Below are 15,963 nucleotides of genomic sequence, written 5' to 3' on the forward strand. Positions count from 1 at the left end.
GTAAGAAATAAAAAAACCGGCGTTGAGGCCGGTTTTTTTGTGCGCTTAGCTAACAGTAAAAGTTAATGCTAACTGGTTAGCAGTAAACATCTCTTAGCGTCAGTCTATTGAGCGAGCGAAAAAAGCAGTCAACACGCGGCACCGAGCGATGCCGCGTTATCGAATTACTGCTGAGTCGCTTGAATTGCGGTCAGAGCGATGGTGTAGACGATATCGTCAACCAGAGCACCACGAGACAGGTCGTTAACCGGCTTACGCATGCCTTGCAGCATTGGGCCGATAGAAACCAGATCCGCAGAACGCTGTACCGCTTTGTATGTGGTGTTACCGGTGTTCAGATCCGGGAACACGAATACAGTCGCTTTACCCGCTACTTTAGAGTTTGGCGCTTTAGACTTCGCAACGTCAGCCATGATCGCGGCATCGTACTGCAGAGGACCGTCGATCATCAGATCAGGACGTTTTTCCTGCGCAATACGGGTCGCTTCACGAACTTTCTCTACATCGCTACCTGCACCTGAAGTACCGGTAGAGTAAGAGATCATTGCAACGCGTGGGTCGATACCGAAAGCGATAGCAGATTCAGCGGACTGAATTGCGATCTCAGCCAGTTGCTCAGCAGTTGGATCCGGGTTGATCGCGCAGTCACCGTAAACCAGAACCTGATCCGGCAGCAGCATGAAGAACACGGAAGATACCAGAGAGGCATTCGGTGCAGTTTTGATCAGCTGCAATGGTGGACGAATGGTGTTGGCAGTAGTGTGAACTGCGCCAGATACCAGACCGTCAACTTCGTTTGCTTCCAGCATCATGGTGCCCAGAACAACGGTGTCTTGCAGTTGCTCACGCGCAACCACTTCAGTCATGCCCTTGTTCTTACGCAGCTCAACCAGACGTGGAACGTAAGTTTCAATTACGTCAGTTGGGTTGATGATCTGGATACCTTTGCCCAGAACAACGCCCTGAGAAGCCGCAACGCGTTGAATGTCTTCTGGGTTACCCAGCAGGATACATTCCGCGATACCGCGCTCAGCACACAGTGCTGCTGCTTTGATAGTACGTGGCTCATCACCTTCTGGCAGCACGATGCGCTTGCCGGCTTTACGTGCCAGCTCGGTCAGCTGGTAACGGAATGCTGGTGGAGACAGACGACGTGAGCGAGTCGATGCGGCAGTCATGGATTCGATCCACTGGCTGTCGATGTGAGAAGCAACGAAGTCCTGTACTTTTTCGATACGTGCTTTGTCGTCTACTGGTACTTCCAGGCTGAAGCTTTGCAGGTTCAGGGAAGTCTGCCAGGTGTTGGTGTTCACGCCGAATACTGGCATACCAGTTTCGAAAGCGCGGGCACACAGTTCGCGAACTTGTGGTTCGATAGCGTAGCCGCCAGTCAGCAGCAGGGCACCGATTTCCACGCCGTTCATGGCAGCCAGAGAGGCAGCAACCATAACGTCTGGACGGTCAGCAGAGGTCACCAGCAGAGAGCCTGGGCGGAAGTGCTCAACCATGTGCGGGATGCTACGTGCACAGAAAGTCACATTCTTGATGCGACGGGTGTTGATGTCACCTTCGTTGATGATTTCTGCATTCAGGTGCTTCGCCATGTCGATAGCACGTGTTGCGATCAGATCAAAGTTCCAAGGCACGCAACCCAGAATGCGCAGTGGGCTGTTGGAGAACAGCTGCAGCACTTCTACGTTAACAGACTTAGCTTTGTTGCTGTCATCAAAGATTTCAGACAGATCCGGACGGGTACGGCCCATCTCGTCAACCGGTGCATTCAGCTTGTTAACAATCACGCCGGCGATGGATTTGTTCTTCAGACCACCAAAGTTGGAGCAGGCTACTTCCAGACGCTCTTTCAGCTCTTCTGGGGTATCAGTACCTGGTGCTACAACGAAGACGATTTCTGCGTCCAGCGCTTTAGCAATGTCAAAGTTCACATTGTTAGCGAAAGACTGCTTGCGGGTTGGTACCAGACCTTCGATCAGAACGGTGTCTGCATCTTTGGTTTCTTCCGCGAAACGAGCAACGATTTGCTCCAGCAGAACATCAGTCTGGCCGCTACCGATCAGGTTCTCAGCAAAGCTCAGGGTGAACGGCTCCAGCGTTTTCACAGAGCTGTTAGCACGGATGCTGCTGGTAGTCAGATCAGGACCGTTGCCGCCGTGGCGTGGCTGGCAGATTGGTTTGAAGAAGTTGACGTTAACGCCTTTGCGCTCCATCGCACGTACAACACCCAGACTGACGCTTGTCAGGCCGACACCGGTGCCGATTGGAACTAACATGATGGTACGGGACACGGGCTAAACCTCTTTCGGTTATGCTTGAATACAAAAAAGCACCGCCAGCGAGGCTGACGGTGCGGGAGTTGTTGATTAGGCAGTCAGACGTGCAGCGTCTTGTGCAATCACCAGCTCTTCGTTGGTTGGGATAACCAGCGCAGGACGGCTGTTGGCAGTCGCGATGTTACCGGACTTACCGAAGCGTGCTTTCAGGTTACCTTCTGCATCCATTTCGAAGCCCAGAACAGCCAGCTTCTTCATGGTCAGTTCACGAACCAGTGCAGAGTTCTCACCGATACCACCGGTGAATACGATAGCGTCCAGACGGCCATCCATCGCTGCAGCGTAAGAAGAAACATACTTCGCCAGACGGTAGCAGAATACGTCCATTGCACGCTTCGCGTTTTCAGCGGTCGCGTAGTTGTCTTCAACGTAACGGCAGTCGTTGGTCACTTCGGTCAGACCCAGCAGGCCAGACTTCTTGGTCAGCAGCTCGTTGATTTCAGCAACAGACATGCCCATTGCGTCGTGCAGGTGGAAGATCACCGCTGGATCCAGGTCACCGGAACGGGTACCCATTACCAGACCTTCCAGTGGAGTCAGACCCATAGAGGTGTCTACGCACTCACCGTTACGGATAGCTGCAACAGAAGCACCGTTACCCAGGTGGCAAGTGATCACGTTCAGCTCTTCTACTGGCTTGTTCAGCATCTTCGCAGCTTCACGGCTTACGTAGAAGTGGCTGGTACCGTGGGCACCGTAACGACGGATGTGCTGCTCTTTATACAGGTTATATGGCAGCGCATACAGGTATGCTTCTTGTGGCATAGTCTGGTGGAACGCAGTGTCGAATACCGCTACGTTTTTGTCCGCCAGTTGAGGGAATTCTTTCAGCGCTTCTTCGATACCGATCAGGTGCGCAGGGTTGTGCAGAGGTGCGAATGGGATCGCAGCCTTGATACCTTCGATAACTTCTGGAGTGATAACTGCAGAAGAGGTGAAGCTTTCGCCACCGTGAACGATACGGTGACCGATGGCGGTCAGGTTCGCAGACAGCTCCGGCTTTTGCGGCAGAATGGTGTTTACGATGTAGCTCAGAGCTTCAGCGTGTGCAGCACCGGCGCCCAATTCGGCTTCGTGCTTAGCACCATCCATTTTCCACTTGATACGGGCTTCCGGCAGGTTAAAACACTCGGCCAGACCGGACAGATATTCGTCACCTGTTGCTGCATCAATGATGGCGAACTTCAGTGAGGAACTACCGCAGTTTAAAACCAGAACCAGCTTGCTCGACATGAGAAAGTACCTATACGTCTAAACGGATTATCATTACATAAACAGATCAGGCATATGTGCGTAATCGTCGTGTAATATCGGAAGGAATGTGTATGCTTAAACAAACAACATTTTTACCGATAAATTCAGCAACAGAAAGTAGATGACACTTTCTTTATATACGACTATGGTTGAGTTGATCTGTTCCTGCTTGTGTGAGCGCATAGGATACCGAGTGTTGGCTCAGATCACAAAATAAATTGAATAAAGAAGCTTAATTTTAATCAATTTTTATTTAAAAATTTTAATGCTTGTGACTTTTGTTGAATCGGAGGGCTTATGAACGAGGTGAATCCAGGTTGGATGCAGCTGCTCCGGGACGGGCAAACGTACATGAAATTGTGGCCAGCTGAGAAGCGATTGGGGCTGATTTTCCCTGAGCCACGCATCATCAAAACCACGCGCTTTGCTCAGCGTGCTATGCCGGCGCTGGCGGTATTCAGTGTGGCGTGGCAGATGTCGTTAGGCGGCGGAAACAACATGGCGATGGCCGTGATTGTGGGGCTTTTTGCACTGAGCCTGCCGATTCAAGGGCTATGGTGGCTGGGAAAACGGGCGCATACGCCGTTGCCGCCAGCGTTAACCAGCTGGTATCGCGACATCTATGACAAGATGCGCTCGGGCGGTATGGCCTTGATGCCAGCAGTGGCTAAGCCGCGCTACCAAGAGCTGGCCGATCTCCTAAACCGCGCCTTTAAAAAGCCGGAGTGGCAAATTCTGCTCGATGAGCTGTAACCTTGCCGGATGTGAGCCAAACATGAGCAAGCGGCGTGCTGAATAGTCGTGCTAAGTCATTGATAAGCGGTAAATAAGCACGTACTAATCCGTAGGGGGAGTACGTGCGAGTACTGAGCTGCTGCATTGATGACTTGGCTGCTGGCTTAGCTGATTACTAAAATGCGGATTATGTAAATGTCGTGGCGTTCAGCACGGCAACTTTGCTGCGCTATGCAGTTTTGTTCTGTTTTCTGCTTATTTTCTGCCTGATTTATGTGTTTAGACAAAATGTACTGCATACTTATGCGCTTCGCGCTGCATGTCCCTTATCTCTTCACTTCCCTGTAGGTCTTTTTACGGTATGAATACACGTTGGTGTTTTCTATTGTCTTGCTTATGATTAATAGCTGTAACGTGTCAGCTGTTATTTATTGCACCGAAATGCCCGATAAATGACCTTACGTTCAAGAATTGCGTTGCGAAAATAAACGAGTTGTTTCTATTTTCATCATTATTTTTATTGCGACTTTGTCAGAACAGAATGACTTATCTGACATATTGATCTGCGCGAGGGAATGTTATTTTCGCGCAGAGAATGAAAAGATGGTTTAAATCAAAAAAATATTTTCGCTAGCGTGTTACTTTTTATTTCAAAGATATTTCTTCACTGCTGTTTTGTTGAATCGATACAGCTATTAGGAAATCTCTTTTAATCGCGAAATAAATTGCGGAACGTGCGGAGAATCACACGATGGAAATGACCAACGCGCAGCGTCTTATTATCTCCAACCAATATCAGTTGATGGCGATGCTGGATCCGGCACAGGCCGATCGGTATCGTCGTCTGCAGACCATTGTTGAATGTGGCTACGGTTTACAGTTGCGAGAGCTGGACCGCCACTTCGGTGAGATCAGTGAAGATGATTGCCGTACCATCATCGATGTGATGGAGATGTATCATGCGCTGCAGGTGTCGTTTAACAATCTGGCGGATGCCAGCACCATCGACCGCCGTCGCCTCAATTTCTTAGGGTTTGACGCAGCATCCGAGTCACATCTGCTGGGCTATGTGCGCTTCCTGACCGAGACCGAAGGGCGCTATCCGCAATTTGATGCCTGCGAGCATTGCTTTAATGCCCAGATGCCAATGTGGGCGAAGTACCAGCGCATGTTGCAAGTTTGGCATGCGTGCCCGCGTCAGTATCACTTAAGTGCGGCGGAGATTACGCAGATTGTGAATGCGTAAGTGATACTCAGTAAGTAATCGATGTGTATAAAAAAGCCGGTATCGTTTGATACCGGCTTTTTTGTCACCGTTACACGCTCGCGCCGCGGTGTAGTAGGGTAGCGCTCGTGTGTTTGATTCGGTTAACGCAGCGGGTTAGTAGGCAACCTTGTGACCGTAGCTTTCCAGAATGCCTTTGATGCGCTCCATCACTTCTTTCTTCGGTGGTTTTACGCCATCTAGCTTGTACTCTTCACCCATGGCTTCCCACTTGTGCTTGCCCAGCTCGTGGTATGGCAGCAGTTCAATCTTCTCGATATTGTGCATATCTTTAGTGAACTCGCCTAACTGATGGGCGGAGGCGTCATCATCGGTGTAACCCGGTACAATCACATAACGGATCCACGTTGGCTGATTGCGCTTGGCCAGATAGCGGGCAAAGTCCAACACGCGCTTGTTGGAGACACCAACCAGATTCTGGTGTACATCGTCATTCATCTGCTTGAGATCCAGCATCACCAGATTGCTGGCATCCAGCAGCTCATCGATCACCGGCTCCATCTTGCGCACAAAACCATTGGTATCGAGGCAGGTGTGGATCCCTTCTGCCTGACAGGCACGGAACAGATCGCGCACGAACTCAGCCTGCAAAATGGCTTCACCGCCGGACGCCGTGATACCACCGCCGGAGGCTTTCATGAAATGCCGGTAGGAGCGTAAATCATTCATGATTTCTTCTACGGTCACTTCCTTGCCGCCGTGGGTATCCCAGGTATCGCGATTGTGGCAATACAGGCAGCGCATCAGGCAGCCTTGCATGAACACGATAAAACGGATACCCGGACCGTCAACGGTGCCGCAGGATTCGAAAGAGTGGATACGTCCTTTAACTGACATAGACAGGATATACTCCGTGTTAGGCTGATCAATAGCAGCCTGTACTGTAAAAAAGGTTTGCGCCGTCGTGACACAAAGCGCGCGGGTCTAAGCCGTTGCAACACAAACTGAGATAAAACAATTCGTTGTATTGCTTCGCGTTGTCTCACACTGCGAAACCTAATAGGGAACCGCAAAGTGTCTGGCTGGGGTAACCGGTGCTGATGCGTTTGGTATTGCAACAGACCGCTACAGGGTTACCATTTCCGGTGGATGCTGGCCGGATTCAGCTCATCATTAGATTTTCTCATTATCCCATTTCGGCAGCGAAATTGAACCGCCTAATCGTGGATAATCTGGTACAAAATGTGCGGATTTTATGCGTTTGTTTCTGTTTCGTACTGTCGACAGGCTCAGTATAGCGATTTGCTTCTCGGTCGTGTCTTTTTGCTGCCGTAGTAAGTTGCTGCCGCAGTCAGTTGTTACAAAAGTAAGCCAGCTACATATTGCTCCAGAGACAAAAAAAGGCCCCTTACGGGGCCTTTAATTTATTCGCTTAACGCGTTACTCGTTTTCGTCAGTGTCTGGATTACAGAGACTGAGTGAAAGTACGGGTGATAACGTCTTGCTGTTGTTCTTTGGTCAGTGAGTTGAAACGCACTGCGTAACCAGATACACGGATGGTCAGCTGAGGATATTTCTCAGGATTTTCCATCGCGTCCAGCAGCATTTCGCGGTTCATTACGTTCACGTTCAGGTGCTGACCACCTTCGATGGACGCTTCGTGGTGGAAGTAACCATCCATCAGACCAACCAGGTTACGCTTCTGCGCTTCCATGTCTTTACCCAGTGCATTTGGCACGATAGAGAAGGTATAAGAGATACCGTCTTTCGCGTGAGCAAATGGCAGTTTGGCAACAGAGGTCAGGGATGCAACAGCACCTTTCTCGTCACGGCCGTGCATTGGGTTAGCACCTGGACCGAACGGAGCGCCAGCACGACGGCCGTCTGGAGTGTTACCAGTCTTCTTACCGTAAACTACGTTAGAAGTGATGGTCAGAACGGACTGAGTTGGGATCGCGTTGCGGTAAGTACGCAGTGCGCGGATCTTGTTCATGAAACGTTCAACCAGGTCACAAGCGATGTCATCTACACGCGCATCGTTGTTACCGAACTTCGGATAGTCGCCTTCGATTTCGAAGTCGATAGCGATACCGTCTTCGTCACGTACTGGCTTAACTTTAGCGTACTTGATAGCAGACAGGGAGTCAGCAGCTACAGACAGACCTGCGATACCACACGCCATGGTACGTACTACGTCACGGTCGTGCAGCGCCATCAGAGAGGCTTCGTAGCTGTACTTGTCGTGCATGTAGTGGATCACGTTCAGCGCGGTCACGTACTGCTTAGCCAGCCAGTCCATGAAGTGGTCCAGACGATCCATAACCTTGTCGTAATCCAGAACGGCGTCAGTCATTGGCGCTTCTTTTGGACCCACTTGCATCTTCAGTTTTTCGTCCACACCGCCGTTGATTGCGTACAGCATGGTCTTAGCCAGGTTCGCACGGGCACCGAAGAACTGCATTTGCTTACCAACGATCATTGGGGATACGCAGCATGCGATCGCGTAGTCGTCGGAGTTGAAGTCTGGACGCATCAGGTCGTCGTTTTCGTACTGCAGGGAAGAAGTATCGATAGATACTTTCGCCGCATAACGCTTGAAGCCTTCTGGCAGAGCTTCAGACCACAGGATGGTCATGTTTGGCTCTGGAGATGGACCCATGGTGTACAGGGTGTTCAGGAAACGGAAGCTGTTCTTGGTAACCAGGGTACGACCGTCCAGACCCATACCGGCCAGAGATTCGGTTGCCCAGATTGGGTCGCCAGAGAACAGGGTATCGTATTCTGGAGTACGCAGGAAACGTACCATACGCAGTTTCATAACGAAATGGTCAACCATTTCCTGCGCTTCTTGTTCAGTGATCAGACCGGCTTTCAGGTCACGCTCAATGAAGATGTCCAGGAAAGTAGAGGTACGACCCAGAGACATTGCCGCGCCGTTTTGAGACTTAACTGCAGCCAGGTAGCCGAAGTAAGTCCACTGAATCGCTTCTTTAGCGTTCTTAGCAGGACCGGAGATGTCGAAACCGTACTTAGCAGCCATCTCTTTGATCTGGCCCAGAGCGCGGTGTTGTTCTGCGATTTCTTCACGCAGCTGGATGGTCATTTCCAGATCTTCGCCGTTTTCCAGACGAGATTGCAGGGAACCGAACTGTGCGAACTTGTCCGCCATCAGGAAGTCGATACCGTACAGCGCGATACGACGGTAGTCACCGATGATACGGCCACGGCCGTAGGCATCAGGCAGACCAGTCAGAACGCCAGACTTACGGCAACGCAGGATGTCCGGAGTATAAACGTCGAACACGCCTTGGTTGTGAGTCTTACGGTATTCGGTGAAGATCTTCTTAACCATTGGGTCCAGTTCACGACCGTAAACTTTGCAGGAACCCTCAACCATCTTGATGCCGCCGAATGGGATCAGCGCACGCTTCAGAGGCGCGTCAGTCTGCAGACCAACGATAGTTTCCAGAGACTGGTCGATATAACCGGCATCGTGAGAAGTAATGGTAGACGGCAGGTCAGTATCAAAGTCAACCGGCGCGTGAGTGCGGTTTTCTTCTTTGATGCCTTCCATGACGGAATCCCACAGCTTGGTGGTAGCTTCAGTTGCACCAGCCAGGAACGCTTCGTCACCTTCATACGGAGTGTAGTTCTTCTGGATGAAGTCACGAACGTCGACAGCGTGTTGCCATTCGCCGGAGGCAAAGCCTTCCCAAGCGTTAGCGAAGTTTGGATTTAATTCGGCCATTATGCACCTACCTTAATTCTGTGGTGTTTCTTGCGAAAGCGCAGTACGCAGCGATGCCGGTAAAACCTTCTCACCGCGCAGAAAAATAACCCAGTTCATCATTCCGACCAGCAGGGCACCACCGATGATGTTACCGATAGTGACAGGGATCAGATTATTGAAGACAAAGTGAGATACGGTCAGATCCGCAAACTGAGCGGGATCCACGTTCATTGCAGTCCAGAATTCTGGGCTGGCAAAAGAGTGAATCACGATACCCATTGGGATCATAAACATGTTAGCGATGCTGTGTTCAAAACCGCTAGCCACGAACATGGCAACCGGCAACAGCATAGCCAGAATCTTATCGGTAACCGAGCGACCTGCATAGGTCATCCATACGGCCAGACAAACCATCAGGTTCGCCAGCACACCCAGCGCAACGGCCTGAGTGAAGGAGTGATGCAGCTTATGCTGGGCTGTTTTGAGTACGGTCAGACCCCACTGGCCGTCAGCCGCCATGTGCTGACCTGCCAGCCAAATCAGGCCGACAAAGAAGATAGCGCCAACGAAGTTGCCGACATACACCACGACCCAGTTACGGAACATCTGTTTCCAGGTAATGCGGTTACTGGCTTTGGCGACAAGGGTCAGCACTGTTGAGGTGAACAACTCACCGCCACACAGTACGACCAGAATCAGCCCCAGAGCAAAGGCTAAACCACCCACCATTTTGGCCAGACCCCAAGCAACTGAGCCGGTGCCGGTCATAACGGTAGTGTAGAAGACAAATGCGATGGAGATGAAAACGCCTGCCATGATTGCGAGCAGGAAAGATTGGTTTTGATTTTTCGTCGCTTTATAGACACCAACGTTTTCGGCTGTTTTAGCCATCGTTGCAGGTGGCAAAGCATCAACATGAGATGAGTTTTCTGTTTTCACACACGGTTACTCAGTGACATGAAATTGGCGAAAGCATACTAGCAAATTAAGCGATAGCTAAACTTGATCTAGATCATAATGGTGAAATTATATAACACAATTTACAGGGTTATTAACATGGGTTTTTGTTTATCTATATGAAAAACATAAAGAAAATATTTTTGAAAGTTTATTCTAAAAATTGAATGTAACTAAATTACGAAATTAAACAACAATATGCTTAATAACTGAGCGTCATAAAAAGTGTTTTCCAATCAGACTGTTGCCGCATTTATGAGACATAATCCGCGCCGTTATTCGCTGATTGGCAAGCAAAGCATACTGGCAGTGCAGCATAGCTTATTTTAGCACTTTGGTAACATTCATGCATGGCATTGCGGCAAATATTGGCATAAATACAGTCGAAATAGCGCGAACGGGCACGGGCAGGCTCATTGTGGGTGGATAGAAAACGGAAAAACAGGGAAAGCCGAAAAATAGCAAGGTCAAAAAAGGCAGGAAAGACAGATGGCGCTGAGAGTGCCGAGAACAAAATCGTTAGCCAATACTGTAAGTGGTAACGAAAATCGGCACCGCAGGCTGGCCTTGAGGCGTTCCACGGTGCCGATGTGGCATGATTGCTTTATTTGCGTTGCGCTACATGTTTAGTGAAGCGGCAGTTAACTCAATTAGCTCCAGAAGGTGCGCTTAGCCGTTTGCAGCTTCTGATAGGCTTCCAGCAGTGCTTGGTGCGCCGGGAAGGCTTCCAGAGTACTGTCGGCGGCATTCAGACCGTAGAAACGCTGTTCACCACGCACGCCTTGCCACGCGGCTTCAACGGTTTCGGCGCCGTACATGCGCTCGAAGGCCGAACGATACTGCTCAGGGTGGCGTTCTTCATCCAAGAACAGCTCTAACGAGGCTTTCAGGCAGCGATAGTAGTTAGCGCGCTCAGATGGGAACACCGACGCGTTGAACTCCATCGTCCAATCTACCCACTCCAGAGCCACATCCAGCTCACCTGCGGCCATCGCCAGCATCGACTTCAGCTCGCCCACACGCAGGGTATGCCACGGGCTGTTAGATCCCGGCACAAAGCCCAGCAGTTCGCGTACGCGGGTGAAATCATCCATCCCTTCATCATCCAGCTGGTTATAGAAGGCCATGTAGTCTTCTTTTTCCCACTCGGAATCTGGCAGGCTCAGGATAATGTCACGTAGGTGCATGCCCATGTTGTTGTTGGCCAGCAGCAGATCGTCAACCGGATAGATTTCAGACATGCCCGGTACCAGAATACGGCAGGCGTACACGCCTAAGTGCTCGTAATCGGCGATGTACACTTCCGCGCCTTCATCGGCAAAGATGCTCATCAAGCCGGCGAACTCTTGCTCGGTATCATCACCGAAGTTCCAGTCCGCAAACTCGTAGTCGGCTTCGGTCTTGAACAGATCCCACGAGATCAAACCGCTCGAATCAATGAAGTGAGTTTCTAAGTTGGCATGCTCAGCCACTTCGTCGTTGTCGAATGACGGTGGTAAGAACACATCCAAATCTTTCAGGCTGCGGCCTTGCAGCAGCTCGGTTACGGTACGCTCCAGCGCCACACCAAACATTGGGTGGGCACCGAAAGAGGCGAAGCAAGAGCCATTTTCTGGGTTAAACAGCACCACGCAAATCACCGGATACTGGCCGCCCAGTGAGGCATCGTAAGCGAAAATTGGGTAGCCGGCGGTTTCCAGCGTAGCAATCGCTTCTTGTACGTGAGGGTAGCGCGCCATAACTTCTTCTGGGATCAGCGGCAGGCTGATGGCTTCAGAGATGATGCGGTTTTTGATGTAGCGCTCGAACACTTCAGACAAGCCTTGTACACGCGCTTCATAGCGGGTGTTACCGGCGGACATACCGTTCGACACGTACAGGTTGGCGATGATGTTCATTGGGATGTACACCACTTCGCCATCAGACTGACGGGTAAACGGCAGGGCGCAGATCCCGCGCTCTTCATTGCCCGATTGCAGGTCAATTAGGCCTGATGCACACAGGTCACCTTCGGGATCGTAGAAATCACGCAGGCCTTCATCCAGCACACCTTCCGGCAGGCTGTCGTCATCAGGCAGCGGGAACCATTTTTCATCAGGGTAATGGACAAAATCGCCGTCGGCGATGTCTTGGCCCAGATAGAAGTCGGCAAAGAAATAGTTGGTGGACAGACGTTCAAAATATTCACCCAGTGCGGAAGCCAGTGCCGCTTTTTTGGTGGCACCTTTACCGTTGGTGAAACATTGCGGACAGTCTTTGTCACGAATGTGAACGGACCAGACGTTAGGCACAGGGTTCAGCCATGAGGCTTCCTCGATATTAAATCCCAATGCTTTCAGTTTGGACTGGAAACGCTCGATAGAATCTTCTAGGGCTGCGTCTTTGCCCGGAATGAAAGTTTGCATGTGCACAGAGTCCGTTTAGTTTAGTCAGTACACCGGTCATCACAGCGCCGGTCGTTATTGTCATGCATTCGCACTGCCAGTGGCAGGTTGAACGCACGTCTTACTTGGTCAGCGTACCAACTGCTGGTAATAACTGCTATCGCAGTTGGCGGCACCTTCCACAGCATAGTTATAAAAATCACCGTTTACCGCGAGATAGTCATTCAGCGCTGAGTAGGCCAGTTGACGCTCTGGGGTGTTGGCAATCCATTGTTCAAGTTCTTTGAGCGAAAATCCCGGCGTCACATTCTGGAATGTGGCACACGCAGCAGCGCGTGAGATCTCTTCGCCGGTAACGCTAATATCTTTTTTATCCATCAGCTCCTGATGGTAGGTCAGCATGCTGGTGGTGATGGCATTTGTCAGTTGCAACAGCGCCGCTCGTTTGCTGGGCGCATTCGGATATCGGGCGGCAATTTTACGCTGAACGTCATCTCGAACGCCATCGCCATCGAGATCGACTCCAACTAAAGAAACCATGCCCGCCATCCCCGGATCTGGGGGTAAGCTCGGTTCGAGCGCAGCAAAGGCTTGCGCACGTTGTTTGGTGTTGACCGTGTCATCCGCAACTTGCTGCAGGCCGGTATTGGCTAACGCCGTGCCCGCCCAACAGCTGACCAGTACTGCACAGGTCAGGATCGTTTTACGCATACACACATCTTCCTTCTGATAAGGCGCTAAGCTAACCACTGTTGACGGTTATTTTTATGTGCGGCAAGTAACACTCTCAGATTTTTATGCTGCATTCGTCCCTCTTTTTTCACGATTAATCACATTTTTATCGGCCGTGCTCGGCATAATGAGCGGCGGTCGATAACTAAATGGATGTAACACGATGACTATCAGTAAAACTTTTCAAAAAACACTGAGTGCTTCTGTTGTCGCTTTGTGGTTTTCCGGTGCTGCATTTGCTGCTGATTTACCTAATATCACGATTCTGGCTACAGGCGGAACCATTGCCGGTGCCAGTACCACCAATTCTGCGACTGACTCCAGCTATACCGCCGGTAAAGTCGGGGTGGATGCTCTGATTGCTGCGGTGCCAGAGATGAAATCGGTCGCTGATGTGTCCGGTGAGCAGGTAGTGAAAATCGGCTCTCAGGATATGAATGACGAAGTCTGGCTGAAGCTGGCCAAGCGTGTCAATGAGCTGCTGGCGAAGGACGACGTGGATGGCATCGTGATTACTCACGGTACGGATACCATGGAAGAGACCGCGTATTTCCTGGACTTGGTCGTGAAGAGCGACAAGCCAGTGGTATTGGTCGGAGCGATGCGTCCTTCTACTGCGATGAGTGCAGACGGTCCATTCAACCTGTATAACGCGGTGGTGACGGCAGCTGACGCCAACTCGAAAGGCCGTGGCGTGATGGTTGCGATGAACGACACCGTACTGGGTGCCCGTGACGTGGTGAAGATGAACACCACCGAAGTGAACACCTTCCAAGCGCCAAACTTTGGTCCACTGGGTTACATCCATAACGGTAAGATTGATTACCAGCGTACCCCTACCCGCAAGCACACCAGCGAAAGCCAGTTCGATGTGAGCAAGCTGGATAAGCTGCCGAAAGTAGGTATCGTGTACGGTTACTCCAACATGGCGGTAGAGCCAGTGAAAGCGCTGGTGGATGCGAAGTATGACGGTATCGTCACGGCCGGTGTGGGTAACGGTAACCTGTACAACACCACCTTTGATGTGCTGGAAAAAGCGGCTAAAAACGGTACCGCAGTCGTGCGTTCATCCCGTGTGCCTACGGGCTCCACAACGCTGGATGCGGAAATCGATGATGCCAAGTACGGCTTTGTGGCTGCTGGCCCGTTGAACCCGCAAAAAGCGCGTGTTCTGCTGCAGCTGGCGCTGACGCAAACGCAAGACCCAGCTAAGATTCAGGAAATCTTCCTGACTTACTAATGGGCTTGATGCCTGAGACATAAAAAATCCGGCCATTGTGCCGGATTTTTTGTTGTTAGCTTGTTGTGATAAACACCGTTTACTGCTTGTAAATCCAGTATTGATCGTTCAACCGCTCGACTTTCCCTTGCCACTGACACAGTTCAGTCAGTTGGGTTTCTTTATACAAAATGGCAGGTTGCTGGCCGTAACCGAACATCAGGTTATAGGTCTGCTTGCGCGTGCCGTCTTCGGCTTGAAACAGAATATCGCCCACCCACTGGTATTGTTTGAACTGCGGGTACATCGCGCCCCAACCGGGCATGGTGGTCTCGTCTTCTAAGACGCCGGTAACATGCACAATGTCTTTGCTGGCTAACGCGGGGCACATCTCTTTGAGTTTGCGCCACGCACTGACCACGTTTTGCATTTGTGTTTCGGTGAGGGTGGGTTGATCCAACGTCACTTTCAGCACTTTTTCTTTCTCTTTACAGCCGGTCAGGGCCAGTAACAGCATCAGGACAGCGATTGGTTTCATGGTGATTCCTGTTCTTTTTTGTATTTTTTGCCTTCACTCGGCGTGATTACAGCGTGCCTTGCTCATCGTGACTGATTTCATCTAACGAGAGATGAAAGCTCGGTACAAACACGTTCATGAAGTAGTCCATCTCTTCACTGTGGCGGTCACGCAAGGTTTTCTTCAGCCGTTTTTTGGCCAGTTTAAATTCGTTATTCCCAGCAGAGAGCTCTTCGATGCACTTGAGATAGGCACACAGGGCGTCGGCTTGTTTGACGATGTGTTGCTCCTCAGGTTGCAGCGCATCGGAGTCAATCAGCATTCGGTAGTCGTCTTGAAACTCGGGAGGCAACATACCGACCAGTTTTTGCTCGGCGATTTTTTCAATTTTTTTGTATTCGCGGGCAATTTCTGGGTTGTAGTACTTGATTGGGGTGGGCAAATCGCCAGTTAACACTTCGCCAGCATCGTGGAACATGGCAATCAGCGCGATGCGCTCAGGGTTAACATTCCCTGCGAATTTTTTGTTTTTAATCAGTGCCAATGCGTGAGCCACAAAGGCGACTTGCAAGCTGTGCTCGGAGATATTTTCCGTTTGCACATTGCGCATTAACGGCCAGCGGTTGATCAGTTTCATCCGCGACAGGTAGGCGAAAAAGTGGCTGTGGTTCATTCCATTACTCCTTAACCGATGCCAGAACAATATTGTGCGGCAAAGGGCGCGAAGAAGCAAAAGCGGCGCTGGTATCAGACTCAGGTGTAAAAAGGCCAAGAAAAAGCACTCCGGTGAGGGAGTGCTTGGGCAGGCATGTATGCCGGATGAGTGTGACAGGGGAAAATTAACGGCGCTGCTTATTAATGG

12 protein-coding genes are annotated in these 15,963 nt (G+C 50.7%); 3 read left to right on the forward strand and 9 right to left on the reverse strand.

Annotated features, from left to right (window positions below; genetic code table 11):
• Positions 1 to 164 precede the first annotated feature (164 nt).
• A complete protein-coding gene (gene pta, locus L975_RS06645; RefSeq protein WP_218185573.1) occupies positions 165 to 2,288 on the reverse strand; it encodes a phosphate acetyltransferase in 2,124 nt (707 codons plus the stop codon).
• A 90-nt stretch (positions 2,289 to 2,378) separates the two neighbouring features.
• On the reverse strand, positions 2,379 to 3,581 hold the full coding sequence (gene ackA, locus L975_RS06650; protein WP_010864068.1) for an acetate kinase: 1,203 nt from the start codon (positions 3,579 to 3,581) through the stop codon (positions 2,379 to 2,381).
• Positions 3,582 to 3,899: 318 nt separating this feature from the next.
• On the opposite strand from ackA, the gene yfbV reads away from it, so the two are divergent.
• Entirely contained in the window at positions 3,900 to 4,355 is a 456-nt protein-coding gene (yfbV, locus tag L975_RS06655) for a terminus macrodomain insulation protein YfbV (RefSeq protein ID WP_010864067.1), read from the forward strand.
• A 733-nt stretch (positions 4,356 to 5,088) separates the two neighbouring features.
• Positions 5,089 to 5,583 carry a YfbU family protein gene (locus L975_RS06660; protein WP_047707826.1) on the forward strand — a complete coding sequence of 165 codons (495 nt, stop codon included), beginning with the start codon at positions 5,089 to 5,091 and terminating at the stop codon, positions 5,581 to 5,583.
• Positions 5,584 to 5,718: 135 nt separating this feature from the next.
• On the opposite strand, the gene pflA is transcribed toward L975_RS06660, so the two are convergent.
• From pflA to L975_RS06685, 5 genes are all read right to left on the reverse strand, one after another.
• Entirely contained in the window at positions 5,719 to 6,459 is a 741-nt protein-coding gene (gene pflA, locus L975_RS06665; protein ID WP_010864065.1) for a pyruvate formate lyase 1-activating protein, read from the reverse strand.
• A gap of 568 nt (positions 6,460 to 7,027) precedes the next feature.
• Positions 7,028 to 9,310, reverse strand: coding sequence for a formate C-acetyltransferase (gene pflB / locus L975_RS06670; RefSeq protein ID WP_010864064.1), 2,283 nt, complete (start codon positions 9,308 to 9,310; stop codon positions 7,028 to 7,030).
• A 12-nt stretch (positions 9,311 to 9,322) separates the two neighbouring features.
• Complete coding sequence (focA, locus tag L975_RS06675) at positions 9,323 to 10,231, reverse strand: formate transporter FocA (protein WP_010864063.1); 909 nt, start codon at positions 10,229 to 10,231, stop codon at positions 9,323 to 9,325.
• Between the two features lie 668 nt (positions 10,232 to 10,899).
• A complete protein-coding gene (gene ycaO / locus L975_RS06680; protein ID WP_047707828.1) occupies positions 10,900 to 12,654 on the reverse strand; it encodes a 30S ribosomal protein S12 methylthiotransferase accessory factor YcaO in 1,755 nt (584 codons plus the stop codon).
• Positions 12,655 to 12,762: 108 nt separating this feature from the next.
• Positions 12,763 to 13,344: a hypothetical protein gene (locus L975_RS06685; RefSeq protein ID WP_010864061.1), complete on the reverse strand. Its 582-nt coding sequence runs from the start codon at positions 13,342 to 13,344 to the stop codon at positions 12,763 to 12,765.
• Between the two features lie 184 nt (positions 13,345 to 13,528).
• Between L975_RS06685 and ansB the strand changes: the two genes are divergently transcribed.
• Positions 13,529 to 14,605, forward strand: coding sequence for an L-asparaginase 2 (ansB, locus tag L975_RS06690; RefSeq protein WP_010864060.1), 1,077 nt, complete (start codon positions 13,529 to 13,531; stop codon positions 14,603 to 14,605).
• A 79-nt stretch (positions 14,606 to 14,684) separates the two neighbouring features.
• Here ansB and L975_RS06695 read toward each other — a convergent pair whose 3' ends face one another.
• Both L975_RS06695 and yfbR read right to left on the reverse strand, forming a co-directional pair.
• Complete coding sequence (locus tag L975_RS06695) at positions 14,685 to 15,122, reverse strand: hypothetical protein (protein ID WP_047707829.1); 438 nt, start codon at positions 15,120 to 15,122, stop codon at positions 14,685 to 14,687.
• Between the two features lie 46 nt (positions 15,123 to 15,168).
• A complete protein-coding gene (gene yfbR, locus L975_RS06700) occupies positions 15,169 to 15,774 on the reverse strand; it encodes a 5'-deoxynucleotidase (RefSeq protein ID WP_010864058.1) in 606 nt (201 codons plus the stop codon).
• Between the last annotated feature and the right edge of the window lie 189 nt (positions 15,775 to 15,963).

The sequence above is a fragment of the Plesiomonas sp. ZOR0011 genome, from assembly GCF_000800945.1.
In the GTDB taxonomy this organism is placed as follows: domain Bacteria; phylum Pseudomonadota; class Gammaproteobacteria; order Enterobacterales; family CAMTGL01; genus Plesiomonas; species Plesiomonas shigelloides.

Bases quoted from the DNA above. Each gene is read 5' to 3' on its own strand.
- pta (WP_218185573.1), bottom strand. From the start codon at position 2,288: ATGTTAGTTCCAATCGGCACCGGTGTCGGCCTGACAAGCGTCAGTCTG.
- ackA (WP_010864068.1), bottom strand. From the start codon at position 3,581: ATGTCGAGCAAGCTGGTTCTGGTTTTAAACTGCGGTAGTTCCTCACTG.
- yfbV (WP_010864067.1), top strand. From the start codon at position 3,900: ATGAACGAGGTGAATCCAGGTTGGATGCAGCTGCTCCGGGACGGGCAA.
- L975_RS06660 (WP_047707826.1), top strand. From the start codon at position 5,089: ATGGAAATGACCAACGCGCAGCGTCTTATTATCTCCAACCAATATCAG.
- pflA (WP_010864065.1), bottom strand. From the start codon at position 6,459: ATGTCAGTTAAAGGACGTATCCACTCTTTCGAATCCTGCGGCACCGTT.
- pflB (WP_010864064.1), bottom strand. From the start codon at position 9,310: ATGGCCGAATTAAATCCAAACTTCGCTAACGCTTGGGAAGGCTTTGCC.
- ycaO (WP_047707828.1), bottom strand. From the start codon at position 12,654: ATGCAAACTTTCATTCCGGGCAAAGACGCAGCCCTAGAAGATTCTATC.
- L975_RS06685 (WP_010864061.1), bottom strand. From the start codon at position 13,344: ATGCGTAAAACGATCCTGACCTGTGCAGTACTGGTCAGCTGTTGGGCG.
- ansB (WP_010864060.1), top strand. From the start codon at position 13,529: ATGACTATCAGTAAAACTTTTCAAAAAACACTGAGTGCTTCTGTTGTC.
- L975_RS06695 (WP_047707829.1), bottom strand. From the start codon at position 15,122: ATGAAACCAATCGCTGTCCTGATGCTGTTACTGGCCCTGACCGGCTGT.
- yfbR (WP_010864058.1), bottom strand. From the start codon at position 15,774: ATGAACCACAGCCACTTTTTCGCCTACCTGTCGCGGATGAAACTGATC.